This window comes from Nostoc sp. LEGE 12447 (assembly GCF_015206985.1).
Lineage (GTDB): Bacteria > Cyanobacteriota > Cyanobacteriia > Cyanobacteriales > Nostocaceae > Nostoc.
The window spans coordinates 41,461-55,428 of sequence record NZ_JADEXT010000046.1; the positions used below are offsets into that span (position 1 = coordinate 41,461).

General features: G+C 42.0%; 17 protein-coding genes and 1 pseudogene. 3 read left to right on the plus strand and 15 right to left on the minus strand.

Features of this window, described 5'->3' with window-relative positions; translation table 11 throughout:
* Window positions 1–32 precede the first annotated feature (32 nt).
* The 10 genes from IQ274_RS30020 to IQ274_RS30065 form a co-directional block, all read right to left on the minus strand.
* Window positions 33–239: a DUF2997 domain-containing protein gene (locus IQ274_RS30020; RefSeq protein WP_194144410.1), complete on the minus strand. Its 207-nt coding sequence runs from the start codon at window positions 237–239 to the stop codon at window positions 33–35.
* Window positions 240–241: 2 nt separating this feature from the next.
* The gene (locus IQ274_RS30025; protein WP_194144411.1) at window positions 242–691 is read right to left on the minus strand and encodes a DUF1257 domain-containing protein; all 450 of its coding nucleotides are present in this window, start codon (window positions 689–691) and stop codon (window positions 242–244) included.
* A 114-nt stretch (window positions 692–805) separates the two neighbouring features.
* Window positions 806–1,879 (minus strand): hypothetical protein, encoded by a 1,074-nt coding sequence (locus tag IQ274_RS30030; RefSeq protein WP_194144412.1) that lies wholly within the window; start codon window positions 1,877–1,879, stop codon window positions 806–808.
* 157 nt (window positions 1,880–2,036) lie between these two features.
* Window positions 2,037–2,306, minus strand: coding sequence for a hypothetical protein (locus tag IQ274_RS30035; protein WP_194144413.1), 270 nt, complete (start codon window positions 2,304–2,306; stop codon window positions 2,037–2,039).
* 118 nt (window positions 2,307–2,424) lie between these two features.
* A complete protein-coding gene (locus tag IQ274_RS30040; RefSeq protein ID WP_194144414.1) occupies window positions 2,425–2,841 on the minus strand; it encodes a hypothetical protein in 417 nt (138 codons plus the stop codon).
* 44 nt (window positions 2,842–2,885) lie between these two features.
* Window positions 2,886–3,158, minus strand: coding sequence for a hypothetical protein (locus IQ274_RS30045; RefSeq protein ID WP_194144415.1), 273 nt, complete (start codon window positions 3,156–3,158; stop codon window positions 2,886–2,888).
* Window positions 3,159–3,503: 345 nt separating this feature from the next.
* Window positions 3,504–4,481 (minus strand): DUF5895 domain-containing protein, encoded by a 978-nt coding sequence (locus IQ274_RS30050; RefSeq protein ID WP_194144416.1) that lies wholly within the window; start codon window positions 4,479–4,481, stop codon window positions 3,504–3,506.
* A gap of 236 nt (window positions 4,482–4,717) precedes the next feature.
* The gene (locus IQ274_RS30055; RefSeq protein ID WP_190938477.1) at window positions 4,718–5,626 is read right to left on the minus strand and encodes a hypothetical protein; all 909 of its coding nucleotides are present in this window, start codon (window positions 5,624–5,626) and stop codon (window positions 4,718–4,720) included.
* 80 nt (window positions 5,627–5,706) lie between these two features.
* Entirely contained in the window at window positions 5,707–6,504 is a 798-nt protein-coding gene (locus IQ274_RS30060; RefSeq protein WP_194144417.1) for a hypothetical protein, read from the minus strand.
* Between the two features lie 418 nt (window positions 6,505–6,922).
* Window positions 6,923–7,186 carry a helix-turn-helix transcriptional regulator gene (locus tag IQ274_RS30065; RefSeq protein ID WP_228058446.1) on the minus strand — a complete coding sequence of 88 codons (264 nt, stop codon included), beginning with the start codon at window positions 7,184–7,186 and terminating at the stop codon, window positions 6,923–6,925.
* A gap of 945 nt (window positions 7,187–8,131) precedes the next feature.
* Between IQ274_RS30065 and IQ274_RS30070 the strand changes: the two genes are divergently transcribed.
* The 3 genes from IQ274_RS30070 (at window position 8,132) to IQ274_RS30080 (ending at window position 10,802) form a co-directional block, all read left to right on the plus strand.
* Entirely contained in the window at window positions 8,132–9,109 is a 978-nt protein-coding gene (locus IQ274_RS30070; RefSeq protein ID WP_194144419.1) for an ABC transporter ATP-binding protein, read from the plus strand.
* Window positions 9,106–9,903 carry an ABC transporter permease gene (locus tag IQ274_RS30075; protein ID WP_194144420.1) on the plus strand — a complete coding sequence of 266 codons (798 nt, stop codon included), beginning with the start codon at window positions 9,106–9,108 and terminating at the stop codon, window positions 9,901–9,903. The genes IQ274_RS30070 and IQ274_RS30075 overlap by 4 nt, the downstream gene beginning before the upstream one ends.
* A 77-nt stretch (window positions 9,904–9,980) precedes the next feature.
* The gene (locus tag IQ274_RS30080; protein ID WP_228058447.1) at window positions 9,981–10,802 is read left to right on the plus strand and encodes an ABC transporter permease; all 822 of its coding nucleotides are present in this window, start codon (window positions 9,981–9,983) and stop codon (window positions 10,800–10,802) included.
* A 323-nt stretch (window positions 10,803–11,125) separates the two neighbouring features.
* On the opposite strand, the gene IQ274_RS38135 is transcribed toward IQ274_RS30080, so the two are convergent.
* From IQ274_RS38135 to IQ274_RS30110, 5 genes and pseudogenes are all read right to left on the minus strand, one after another.
* The gene (locus IQ274_RS38135) at window positions 11,126–11,359 is read right to left on the minus strand and encodes a Ycf66 family protein (RefSeq protein ID WP_228058449.1); all 234 of its coding nucleotides are present in this window, start codon (window positions 11,357–11,359) and stop codon (window positions 11,126–11,128) included.
* 95 nt (window positions 11,360–11,454) lie between these two features.
* The gene (locus IQ274_RS30090; RefSeq protein WP_228058450.1) at window positions 11,455–12,024 is read right to left on the minus strand and encodes an IS630 family transposase; all 570 of its coding nucleotides are present in this window, start codon (window positions 12,022–12,024) and stop codon (window positions 11,455–11,457) included.
* Window positions 12,021–12,527: a helix-turn-helix domain-containing protein gene (locus IQ274_RS30095; protein ID WP_194144424.1), complete on the minus strand. Its 507-nt coding sequence runs from the start codon at window positions 12,525–12,527 to the stop codon at window positions 12,021–12,023. Before IQ274_RS30095 ends, IQ274_RS30090 begins: the two co-directional genes overlap by 4 nt.
* A gap of 144 nt (window positions 12,528–12,671) precedes the next feature.
* Window positions 12,672–13,361 carry a thermonuclease family protein gene (locus tag IQ274_RS30100; protein WP_228058448.1) on the minus strand — a complete coding sequence of 230 codons (690 nt, stop codon included), beginning with the start codon at window positions 13,359–13,361 and terminating at the stop codon, window positions 12,672–12,674.
* 294 nt (window positions 13,362–13,655) lie between these two features.
* Window positions 13,656–13,759: pseudogene (locus tag IQ274_RS30110) on the minus strand (HU family DNA-binding protein); the annotation flags it as partial.
* Window positions 13,760–13,968 lie beyond the last annotated feature (209 nt).

Genomic DNA, 13,968 nt, shown 5'->3' on the forward strand with positions numbered 1-13,968 from the left:
TGAATTTTGAATTCCCCGAAGGGGTTGACTGATTACTGACGCAAACGTGTTTGATTACTATTCGTAGTCCGAAGTTGTTGGGTTTGAGCTTCATCTTTAAACGTGCGATCACCTACAACTCCAAGTGCTTCTTCAAATGGTTGCGTAGCCGATAAACAACTCACCCCCTCAAATCCTTCTGCTTCCACTCGAACTTCACCTGTAGCGCTGTCGAAATGAATCAGTATTGAGCGTTCCATAATTATCTCCGTACAAATTGTTTGACTTCTTGATGTCCGGCAAAGGTTAGGCGTAGGGTTTGCATACTTCCGTTGGTTTCTTCGGCAATACTGCATTCTCCAAACTGCTCTTGTAACTCGGTAGCTTTAGCGCGAATCAAACGCTTACCGTAAGCCAGCATCAACTTGTTACTAAAGAAGTCTTGCCCCAGGCGGGGAACTGTTTCGTAACTATCGTGTATGACCTCGTACACACCGCTTGACTGATTCCACTTAAATCCGATGTCTGCACGGGCTTTTATGGTAAGACCAGATACGATGATTTCAGCACTTTGTCCTTGAGAACCACCGTAGTATCCTTTTAATGGCTGCGCTTCTTCATGAACTTGCGGTGATAGGTTTAGATCCGTGAGTGCAAAAATAAGACATTCACGGTTAGCAAGTTTAGTTTTAACTGTTGAGAAATGTGACATGAGAATCTTGTTCCTATAGCGGTAGAAGTGCGGTATTCTTTTGAGGTGTATATGCATATTCTTGTTTAAGATGCTAGTCTTGAGCGAATGCACCCTCGCCCAAGACTGGTTTCTTTACCTGAATTTGAACGCGCTGACTGTAGCTTTTGATAAGCCCACGTCGTCAGTCGCAAGTGATTGTAGATTGCGTTGTTCATCTAACAACTTGATGCGGATCTCTTGCATTTTTTGCTGCAAAAGACTTTGCGTATCTGAACCCAGATTCTTCGACTCAATCGCTGGATCGTTAACGATAGAATCTAAGTGCGCCATCATCGCCTCCAAGCTACTGCCTGCCTCTGGTGATGCGTTTGCCAGTAGTACTTGAACCTTCATTAGGTGACGCTCCATTTTCCTTTTAAACTGTATGGGTTTCCTCCCTGGCTCCCAATCAGCCAACTCTTCAAGCAACTGTGCGGCGAGTTGTTCACCACCAGCGATCGCAGATTCCCGTAGCTTTTGCTCCAGATTTTGGTCATACTGTTGGATGAACTTGGTAATCTGGTCAAGACATTCGGCTTGCTGCTGATTGAGTTGCTCAGAGAGGGCAGGGATAATCACCGGACGACCTATAACGACTTGCAAATAGTCTTCAAGATCGGTCAGAGTTGGGAATGCTCTTAGCAAGTTGGCTTTGACTGACTCTTGCTTATCCTGTGCTAATTCCCAGGTGTTAAGTGAAAGGAACTGATCAATGCGCTCTTGATAATCAAGAAGTCCCGCTTCGTAATCAGCTTTTAATTGATTACGCAGTCCTGGGGCGATATTATCTCTGATATTGATTAACTGATTCCATACCAGGGGAGCTAAATCAATTGGACAAACCCAGTCACCAGTATCAGCAGACATCCACTCTTGAACCGAAGCAATTTCTTGCCTTAATTGGGCAGCAGCTTCATCCAACTTCTTGAATACCTTAATACCCCGCAAACCGACTTCAGAATTTGTGACTTTAACGAGGTCTGATTCAATTTCAGAAACTTCAGCTTTTAGCACATCCGCCCATTTAGGTGCGGCAGACTTTGTACTTTTCTTCAACTGAATACGAAAGCGAATACGAGTTTTATTTAATTGTGAGAAATTGTGGCGCTCGACTACTGCATCAGTTAGGAAATTTGCAGCAACAGGATTGTCGATTGCTTGTACCATGATTATTCACCTCAATCACTATTTTTCACTTTCAATTCAGCGAAGCTTTCTTTGTGGCTATTTGAATGTCTTTAGTAGCCCTATAGATTACTTTTGTAGAGCTTTTTTGTAACCTAATGTGTCTTTTTATGACTGGTGGTTTATGTATAGACATGGCTCAAAATAGCTGAAGTTGCTGTGAATTATCCTGTACCACAGGCTTTTGATAAACCATACCTTCGACTTCATAACAGCGAGTCATGAGTTTGTTTCGATTTAGCCGAAAGCTGACTTTTTTTCTTTGATTTGGCAGAGGTAGAAATAGATACTGTGGATGTTGGATAGTACCTTCATCACCCAAGTATCGTGAAAGCGTACCGTCGATTTGGTAAACTTTCGATGAACTTAACAGTGTCGCGTCATACACTTCAATCAAATTTGTTTCCATCTGATTAGTATTGAAGTAGAGTGTGTGATAATCTTTTGTGGAATCGATTTTTCTCTACAGTCAGACTGATTGAATCTGACTGTAGAGTTTTTAATGTAGATAGACGATCCACTTCTTCTCAAGCAGCAACTTTTTCTTGTTGCGGTTTAGACAATCTAGAAGCGCTCCCAGAAGTACGTTTAGTTGTTAAAATCGGTGGGTTAACTTGACCGAATGGAGTCTGAATTTTTAGGTCAGCCTTTAGCTCGGATTGCAGCAATACAAGCTGAGTCAGATAGTAATCAACTTCTTCTAGGATTTCAGCTTCTACTTCTGTCGGTGAGAGTGGTGTAATCTGATCTGATTCCAGATATTTAACTTCTTCGGTATAGCGAGAAGTCATGACGATATAGCGATAGCCACTACCGCAATTCTCAGCTAATACGCTATCGTGTGGTAATACTTCGATACCAATGACTTTGCCTTGTTGAGTACGTTGCCCAACATTAAACTTTGGAATTCCGTAGCCACATGGAAGTGTGATTGTTGGTTGCATTTTTCTTACCTTCGCGTTAATTATTGATTGAGAGTGCCATTTGATTACAGATAGAAATGCTCAAAAATCTGATTGAGTTTTTCTTTTAATTCATCTGACAGAGCATTAAAATCAAACTCGTCTGATTCCCAAACTTGATCCAAGCTTGTAGATTCATCAATAATGTTTGCAATCAAACAAGATTCATCGCCGTAGTTCCAACCATTTGCTAGAAGCCACGGCAGAATTCCCTCAGATTGCAATAGTTTCTCAATATCGAACGAGTCAGAAAACTGCTGTAAGTTTTCGATACTAGGGTGAACGATTATTGTTGTCATGGGGGTATTTTAAATGATTGATATACAGCCCAATAAAAAGAGAAAGAAAGGGATTCAAGAATTATTAAGTGACTCTCACAAGAAAAACTTTTTCTCTTTCCTTCTCTTTGTTAGCTGTAGACAAGACTTGAGAACTGATTGAAGAAGAATTCAGCTATTCTGAATCCAGGAGTCAGAATGAATGAGTGGGGGATTCAGACCCACGACTCGCACAGAATTCAATTCTGAATTCTGGCTCCTGACTCCTGAATTCTGTTCGTTAAATATGCTTCCCTACTTGAAGGTAAATAGGGAAGCATAAAGGCGAACACAATTGCTGCAATCACCTCAACAAGTATTTGGCTATTAAGAAGGCACATCTTCCCAGTAACCAACTTCATCATCATAATTTGCTTGCATAGACTGCAATTTGTTGACGAAGTTAGCAAATTCTTCGTTAGTTAGTGACTGCCTTCCTTTTTTTCCATAGTTCTCTATGAGAAACTGTTTGCCCTTTTCCTCGCCCCAACCTAAAGCTTCAATTAATCGTTGCGACTCCATCATCAATTGATTGCGATCAAGTGCATGAGACGTATGCTTTGGTAAGTTATTGTTAGGCAATCCTTTTTTCCACCAATCGCAGATGGAATTATGTACAAGGGCAATTTCTTGAGCTATTGGCTTCTTGCCAATACAATAATTTTCCCAGTCGGGCGCAGTTGGCTTTTCGTATCCGCTACATACACAGGCATTGGAAGTTTGCCCCCCTTTCTCACGTTTCTCTGTTTTCAATATGGGACAAAATACCCACATCGAATGCCAAAGTAAATTCTTTGGTTGCTGATGTTTGCCTTGAAAACTTGCATAAGCTTGTTCGCAGGTTTCACGGAATGCCATTAGTTGTTGATCAAACGACACTTGAAACACTCCCCAAGCAGTTATTTGTACTGGTGCGATATGAAGAGGTTGATTTTGGGCATCGACGAAAATCACCATATACCGCCTACCGAATTTGTAGGCGTTCTTGTCCAAACCATCACTGCTACGCCAAACTCCAATCACCTTTCTATCGTTTCCGTATAGCAGAGGCGATCGCCCAATCACAAGTATTCGTGGTTGTCTATAAAGAGCGCCAGGAATGCCTATCTTTTCATCATTTTCGTCCAATTTGTTAGTAAGAACTTTATACTCTTTCCCACCTTCTAGTTCTTTATTTTCGTACCATCCTGCTAATTGTTGATTTTCGTAAGCAATCCAAATGCCTGCGGGTGAAGGAATGCTTTTGGCTGCTGGGGTCTTTTCGTATAGCTTGTGTTCAGCAGAATCAAAGTCAAAAGCTGTCATAGTAGCTGCTGCCTTTCTTTAATGTTAGTTTTCGCAAAAAATAAGCGAAGCTCTAATTCTGAGTGGGTAATTCTGCACTATTTTCTTGATAGGTCATTGTTGAATATCAATAGATTTCACTCTCTTATTGGCGAAGCCGTTGATTTCAGATATATTTATCAACTACAGAGCCAATAAAAGAGCGCTCTTGTTACTACAAAAGCGCTTTTTATTACTAATTATTTGCCCTGTACAGATTATTGATGTGAATTAAATCTTGCTAGCAAATCTTCACGAGATAAACTAGACAATTCCAGTAAAAATCTTGCAAAGTCATCTGGTGCTAACTGCAACAAATTATCGACCACTCTCGCTAATTCTTCATCCACAGAACCAAACCGGAATCTCAACAAGTTTTCTACAACCTGACGGCGTTCTTGCTCCACTCCCTCCTGTACCGCTTGCGCTCTTGCTTCTTGGTAAGCTTCTGTTAAATTCATAATTAACTCCTGGTCATCTTCAGTTAAATCTGTTTGTGTCATTACACTGATACGCCACCTGTAAACCATTTCAAGAACATTACGGCGAACAAGATTCTCTGGTGGAAGGGCAACCAGTTCACTTACTGCTTGCTGTTGTACTGTCCCTCGTCCCAAAAGCCTGAACCAGAGCGTTTCAGGAGTTACTGGTAACTCGTTAATTGCTAGTATCGCCCCTCTAAAACATTTTTGAAAAAAGTAAACTCCAGTCATCCACTTTTCTAAGTCTAGCTTAACCTCTAAATCTGCTAACAGAGAGGCTGAAGCGCTAGGTGTCAAAATCCACAAACGAGCTAAATCATCCTCGCTAATGGTAGTTTCTTCTCTTTTGGCTTTGCGCTGAGAATCCGCAATCACAGTGAACAACTTCATGAAACAGTTACGTACTTCCGTCCTGCTGGGCTGATTCCGAAATGGTTCCAGTAGCGTTGTATTGAGTAGAGCAATTCTTCCCAGCAATCCTAGATTTTCCGCTTGGGCTTGTGGGGAAGGTAAAAATAATACATCTACAAATCTTGTTGCATCTGTTACTTCCCTGTTAATTTTCACTTCACCCAAAGGAGCCAGTAGCTCTTCTAAAAATTCCTTGGCAAATTTGTCGTGAGGTTGGTGAGGTTGTTGGGTCATTTTGTCCCTGGCGAACTGTGTTTTATTTTACAAGGGTTGAGAAAAGCTTGTGTGGTGGGTATGAGAACCCACCATCTCACTTACGCCGCGACCAACTCCTGACGAACTTGCGGCAGTTCAATCGGAGCAGTTACCCTGGACAGTGCTTCTACAGCCTCTCTGACGCTCCAATACCTTACTCCATCCCCACAGCGCCAGTAATAAGTCTTGGGGTCGTTTTCCCAGACTTCATTGGGGTTTCGGACTTTAAAGAGTATGCCCAAGAATTCACCATCTAGATATACATTGTGAGCCGTCTGAAGGTCAGTGCATCCTACATAAGTCAGTCGGTAGTTGTCCACTGGTTCGCACAAGTCTTCTGCACGAGTCCCGCGATACCCACAGTTACCGCAGCCGTGACCACCACAGTCTGGGCAGATAGCAGCAGGCATATTCCACTTCGGCAGGGTGAAATCCCATTCAGCCGGTGGGGTTAGTATTCGAGCTTTGTGAGATATATAACAACCAGCATGACCGATTACTTTATCAGAATGGTATTGGACGCTTAACGATAGCCAATCACAATCACCTAACAAGCCAATTTTCTCAGAAGCTTGTTTTAATTCCTTTTCTTCCTTGTGATTGCGCCTTACTGGAGCAGAAAGACTCGCTTTTACCTCTGCAACAGCACGTTTGAATGATTGTTTATGGTATCGAGCATAGCCGTGAGTCATTTTTACCCAGACGATATCATCCGAGTTTATCCAGATAGTCACTACATCTTCGGGCTTGCACTCTTTTGAGTAGTCTGACTGATTGACGATAGTTGCGATGATTTGGCGATCGCGTGTGGTTAACGGATCTTTTGTTGGCGCAGGGGCTGAAACTTGTGTAATCATTAGAAATACCTCTTGTTTGGGGTAAAAAGGCGATCGCACAGTTTTCCCGACGGGGCGATCGTCCTATTTTTATTGGTAAGTTTGTTGTGCTTTCAGCACAACACTCTCAATCTAGAATTGGCGAAGCCTAATATTTTCTTGCTCCTAGCCAGTGACCGGAGCTTGCTACAGCAGCATATCTCTTGATCGGGCGATAGTCAGCAACGAGCTTCAGAGCGACTATCGTACTGCTGTGGCAACTTTTTATTCAGCGCAAATCGATTTCCCTTCCTGTTCCCGTCGCTTTCTCTGGTTGCGCCAGTGCTTCAGTTACTCTCCCAGGTGGATTAATAAATTTACTATTTTCAAGGTTCAATGGTGAGCGCCTCTTTATTTTTCTAGGAGGCTGGCGCTTTGTTCCTCTATGATTATTAATTTACTACACCATGTTGACATTAGTCAAGAGACTAGAGCAAATTTTTTGAAGATTATCTACGTCTAATGCAAGTGCTGGATATAATTGCCAAATAGGTATTTCAAGTGCCTGACAGATGGCAAGTGCATCTTTCTTATCAATTGACTCTGGTCTATTTGCTGCATTTCCCCATTCAAGATTGTGGATAAAAGACCTACTACAACCTGCTTTTACCGCTAATGCATCACGGCTCATTTTCCCACGCATCTCTCTTAGGCGCTTTGCCATTTGTTCGTTCCACGCAAAGCGAGATATGTAAGATATGTCCACTAGCACCACCTCTTTAGCCATTCAATTACTCATTTATTTTATCAACGCCGTGTTGACAAAGTGAATCTTTTGTCTACATTAAGTAGTACACCACATAAAAGCAAAAGCGATCGCTTGCTTGTTAGCAATGCGATTATTTAAACCCACACATACTGGAGAAACACAGCTATTAAAACAAAATCACCCCTACTGGCGAACGCTTACGCTCTTGAGCAATGCCAGAGCAATCGCATACGCTTGTACACGATTGCTGATCGGGGCAATGCCTTTGTGTGAACGCCTTGATTTTGGAACGATTGAAGTTTTTTTGCAACCAGTTTTCAGACTTGGTTAGATCATCGGGATCTCCCCGGTAGCTCCAGCATTAGAAGTTTACTTCCGGCCACTCCGGGTTAGCTCCGGCTACTTTCCTCAGTGGCACTTCAGTTTTGATTTAGTTGCTCTCGGATTTCGTGTTTTGGAGAAAGTAGGTTGCTCTCCTTAGCGGATAACTTCGTTAAGCTACCCTAATGGCAAAATTAAATTAATTGCAGCGCGATCTCCCGCAAATATACAACCTCAGTTAACAAGTGCAGCACTTGTAAGGAATTAGTTGCTGGAACAACTCTGCAACCCTTGCAAATCATATACAGTGACTAATTAAATGACGTTGAGACAAATTCGTATCATCAATTTAAACCCTTACCGAATTTAGGCTTGCAACTATTAGTGTTGATATAGCTTGTAAGTTCCCTGTGCTACTTTTAGACTTAACGCTCTTTGAGTACAAGGTTTATATCCTCAATGACATTAATTTGGCACAGCGATAAATAAAAAATCACTGTACATTTTCCCTTTCTGTTGACTAATGGCTATGAGCTAATGTAGTATGCATGTAATACAAGTTTTAGGAGTTCATCGGTCATGGGAGCCGTCGAACTGGAAAATTTACGTAAGACGTTTACGTTGACTCAAGGTTGGGGGAGAAGCCGCAAGCAAACTGAAGTTGTGGCAGTGGATGATATTACGCTGAGTATTCCCGATGGGCAGGCGATCGCATTCATTGGCCCAAATGGTGCTGGTAAATCCACTACAATCAAGATGCTGACGGGTATTTTATATCCCACCTCTGGTTATGCTTCGTTGTTAGGGCTGAACCCGTGGAAAAATCGGCGGAAATTGGCTTATCAGATAGGGGTAGTATTTGGACAGCGATCGCAATTATGGTATCACCTACCTCCCCGCGATACTCTAGAATTATTAGCACGCATTTACAACATAGACCGCCAAGAATATCTCAAACGTCGTGATGTCTTAGTTGAGCGTTTTGACCTCAGACCCTTCTGGCATACCCCAGTGCGTAAGCTATCCTTGGGACAAAGGATGCGGGCAGAAGTTGCAGCTAGTTTACTTCACGCACCACGATTATTATTTTTGGATGAACCGACAATTGGTTTAGATGTAATTGCCCGTCAAGAATTGCGCGGCCTTATTCGTGAGTGGAACCGCAACGAAGGTATCACCGTATTTCTTACTAGCCACGACGCAGGCGACATCGAACAGGTAGCCCAACGAGTAGTGGTAATTAACCACGGTAGAGTTGTGCTTGATGATAAAATTTCTGCCATACGCCGGGACTATCTGGGTGCAAAAGTCCTCAGTGTCAGATTTCATGACACAACAGGGCAAATCATTCTCCCTGGTGTGACGGAACTCAAGAAAACAGAATATGCCCTGAAGTTAGAAGTGAATACTCGCATCACTCCTATTGAAAAGGTGATGAGTCACATTCTCCAAGCAGGTTCCGTGGCTGATATTGCCATTGAAGACCCACCATTAGAAGAAGTCATCGCTCACATATATTCCCAAGCAGCCCCCAGCCAAGGAGTGCAAACAGGATGAACCATATAACCAAATATATCTGGATTGGCTGGACTTCGGCACGTTCTAACCTAGCTTACTTAGGGGAAGTTGCTTCACGGGGTGTTTTTCTGTTTGTGATTCTTTATATCTTCCTACAACTGTGGCGTGTTACTTATGCAGAAACCAACGCCAAAGAGTTAGGAAACTTAAGTTTGACGCAAATGCTTTGGTATTTAGGCATAACTGAGTCAATTGTGCTTTCAGCCCCGATAATTGCCCAAGAAGTAGACGAGGATGTACGCACCGGAACGTTAGCTGTGCAATTAATTCGTCCCTTATCTTATCCTTTATATCGCTTGTGGACAACATTAGGGGAACGAGCCGTCCGCTTTGGGCTAAATCTCACAGTATCTATAGTCATAGCATTACTATTCGTTGGTTTAATTCCCTTGAGTTTGCCAGGTATTTTCTTATTTCTCCTATCCTTACCATTAGCCTTTGTTCTAGATTTTTTAGCAACATTTTTGGTTGGTTTGGGAGCTTTCTGGTTGGAAAATACCACAGGTTTAATGTTGATATATTCGCGTATCACCATGATTTTGGGAGGGATGCTGATACCGTTGGATCTTTTTCCTGAACAATGGCAACCAGTCTTAAAAAATCTCCCCTTTGCCAGCATTGTATATGGGCCAGCGCGTTTGTTCGTGCAACCCGACTTAGTATTTGCTGGGGAATTACTCTTACGTCAAGCAGTAGCTATAGGCGTACTTAGTTTACTGGTAGCTTGGGTTTATAGCACAGCAGTTCAACGCATCCATGCAAATGGGGGATGAGCATGAAAAAAAGTGCTGAATTCCTATTGTTGAATTGACAGACAGTCCACAAACAGCTTTTATCCAGTACATCGGTAATGAGTCAAAACTCAAAAAATATTATGTTACAGCGTATAGTTTCCTACTTTAATTTAGCTGCGGCGTATGTCCAACTGAACTTGAAGGCGCATTTAGAATACCGTGGGGCATTTATCACCCAAGTAGTAGCAATGGTACTAAATAACCTTGTTTGGGTGACGTTTTGGGCGCTATTCTTCCAACGCTTTCCCGTACTGCGTGGTTGGAATGTGCAGGATGTAATTACTCTGTGGGCATTAGCAGCGGCAGGTTTTGGTTTAGCTCATGCTGTCTGTGGTAATGCTTTACGCCTGAGTGGTTTAATAATTCGGGGACAGTTAGATGTGTGGATGCTGTATCCGCGTACTCTTCTATCCCACTTACTGCTGGGACAAATGAGTGCGACAGCTTGGGGTGACTTGTTATTTGGTTATGGGGTGTATTTATTTTTCGTAAAACCAGATTTCGTTCATTTGCTCATGTTCACAGCATTAACTATTTCCTCATCTGTGGTGTACATCGGCTTTAATGTGTTGACTGGAAGTTTGAGTTTTTACCTTGGTAATTCTGAAGGACTAACGCAGCAATGGCGCAACGCTCTGCTTACCTTCAGTACTTATCCAGCAACTTTGTTTGAGGGTTGGGTGAAGTTGCTATTGTACACGGCAATTCCGGCTGGGTTCGTTACTTATTTACCTATCGAAGCGTTACGACAGTTATCTTTAATACATACTTTACTAGCTATCGCTGGTGGAATCTCAGTATTATTAATAGGTACAGGTGTGTTTTATTACGGATTACGGCGTTATGCTTCAGGTAACTTGATGGAGATGCGCGGATAAGTTAATAGTAAAAAACCGGGGTATACCCGGCGTTAATTATTACGATTTAACTTGAATCGTTATGAGGACGGTAGCTGTAAGATGATTATGAGGTCGCCAAGATAAAAACGATCGCCGCAGTAGAGAATAGATAATCGCTCCTACGGAAAGTATAGAAATTATTGCCGCGATTAAACCTTACAGACGCACTGTTAGAGTTGGCGGTAAACAGGAGCATTACTGTAAAAACTAGCGGCTTTCCACGAGCCAGCAGGGAAGGAGGGCACAAAGTAGAGGCGTATAATTGCTAGGTAACTATACAAAAGCGCAATTGGACTCTTACCTTACCAATTTCTCGAAATAAAGTTAATTATTATATCTTTAAAACTCAAATAAATAATTAATAATAACACAAGAAACTGCTCAAATTGAATAAGCGGATCTAATCGCCAACCTTGCATAATTAATATGATTCCACACAAAAATAGACAAATTGGCGCTAATACTCCTTGGATAATGTAAATTGTTAAAATAGGAATTGTTAATGTATTTTTCCTTTGACTTAACCAGCCGAGCATTAAAGTTACATAAATAACTGCTAAAACTAGATAAAGAGTTCCAATTAATTTGATTTCAATCAATCCAGTTGGTCTAACTCCGAAATTATACCAATTCAAAAAATGTTTGCGACAGATAGGGCATTCAAAATGAAATCATAGCTAGTCAAGGAAGCAGCCACTTCAGAGGTAAGTTGAGCTAGAAGTTCAGCAACCTTAGTTCGTAAATGTTCCAGATTCTCGAATAGCTCCCACTTCAAATCTTGTTTAAGATGTTCCCAAACTCGTTCTATAGGATTTAGTTCTGGAGAATAAGGTGGTTGAAACAATAAAATAATATTTTCTGGAACTTGCAATTTCTTTGCTTTGTGGAATAACCCATTATCAACCTGAATGATGTTGAGACTGTCAGAATTAGAGGCGGCAAATTCGTTCAAAAATTGTTGGTAACATTCGGTATCAACATGAGAAAATTGCCAAAAGAAACTTTCACCGGTCAGAGGCTCAACTGCCCCATAAAGCCAAAAAGCTTTAAATTGCCACTGCCAGTCACCTGTTGGCTTAACGCCTTTAAGGGTAACTCTTCTTCCTTCAATTGTTTTTAGTCCAAAGCGACTTTCATCCTGCACAAAATAACGGATATTTTGATAAGTTGGTAATACAATAGCCGCGTATTGAGAAATCAGTTGTAAGTCATCGCCAAGGTTTTTTTAAAAGCTTCTAGCTTTTGTGTATCTTGCTTACGATTGCGCGGGCGTGGAACTTTTAATTTGGCTTTGAGCTGATAACGTACTAAATGATGTACAGTGGCATATTCGGCTTCTATCCCTAAAACACTACCAAGCCAATTCTGAATTTCCTTATACCCAGCAAATCCAATTTCGGGCTGCTCTAGTTGTTTCTTGAGACTTTCAACCGCCCAATTCGGTATTACTCGTGTTCGACCTGGACTTATACCAAATTCAAGCATCGTCCCGATTCCAGTTTCACGATAATCCGCTAACCACCTCTGTACCGTGCTTCGATGCTTTCCAAGTATTTTAGCGATCGCACTCACGCTAATACCTTGATTTTTAATCAAGTAAAGCGCTTGTAACCGTTCTTTGAGTCGTACATTATTCTGTTGACGTACCAACGCCTCGAGTTCTTCGACACTTTCTTGGATATCGATATGTGTAACCCCTGCCATTACCCACCTTCAATGCTATCTACATAATACATTTACCATCTGTCGCATTCTTTTTTCAAATTGGTATTAACTTGAGATAAAGTGAACATTTGTAGAAAACCCTAATTCTTTATCAAGTTTTAGACTTGCACTACTCAAAGTTTTTTATTTTTCACATCCAATGCCATCACCATCTCGGTCAAACCCATGAGGATCAGGTGGCAGCACTTTAAACCTTCGTTGGCTAATATTTCGGCAATCTAAGTCTGGTGAATTCTTTGGAATGCAAAAATCTGGGTAAGAGGGATCGCAGTTATTCTGTTGCTGCGGTTGAATCCCCTGTGAAGTTGTCTTTTGGGTAGCTCTGTGGCGGAAGTCCCAAGGCATCACAGGATTAGCCTGACTCCAAAATGCTAAACGTTGTTGTTTGGCGGTGTTTTCACCCTGCAACAAACTATCTTTAGATTGTGGGCAACCTTTGAGGTACTGACGATAGACCACAGCCTGTCCCTCTTGCACCATACTCACGTTGACACTGCGATTACCAACAAACACCTCTGCAACTAAGCGCTTATATTTGTCAGTTTCAACGGAGCGTAGAGTAATGGCTTGTCCTACTGGTAGGAGTTGTTTGAGTCTTGCTGATGATTGCTGTCCCCAAGGGTTTTGCTTCATCTCTGGTGCATCAATGCAAGCGAGGCGGACAGTCACAGTTTTGTTACCCGTTCTCACCCGTATGGTGTCACCGTCACCTACGCTTACAACTGTAGCGGTAAGATTGTTAGCAAATACGGGTAACGACATTTGAGCTACAAGCAGAACGCTAATTGCAACAAAGGGAATTTTCTGAAGCATCTGTAGTAATAATCACTATATAATACTTATGATGCCCAGACAACTAATTAAAAGTAACTAATAAAACCAGTAACGTTAGATTAATAACCCAACTTGTTAGTTAACTTGGGGCTGCTCTTTTGTGCTGTGGACGCAACAGCAAGCGATCGCCTACGGCGGGCGGTTACGCCATCGCACTTGTGTAACATCTGCAATTCAACACTCACGTTTCCTCTATATTGCCATACTCTGTCTTTATAAGAGCGAGCGCTACAGCTTTACAGTGATTGGATTGCCAGTGGTAAAGGCATTCATCTATGGCGCTACTCTTTCTTTAAACTGTAACAAGCAGAAAATGCAGGCACTCTAGTGGCTGGAATTGTCATTAACTCCTGGGTTTTGGGATTACGCCCTTCACGCTAGTAGCGATGACTACGGCGGCAAGCTATGCGTCGCTCGAATGGGCCAAACCCTATAATTCCAGAGGCGTTACGCTTGATGTAAGGAAATAAACTTAGTTAAGATCCCAAAATGTCCTCACCACAAATCCAATCCTACGGTTGTAACAACTCTCTAGACCAGCCTTTATCCACTCTGCCGTCGTGGAAAATCAAACTGCTGTATGACG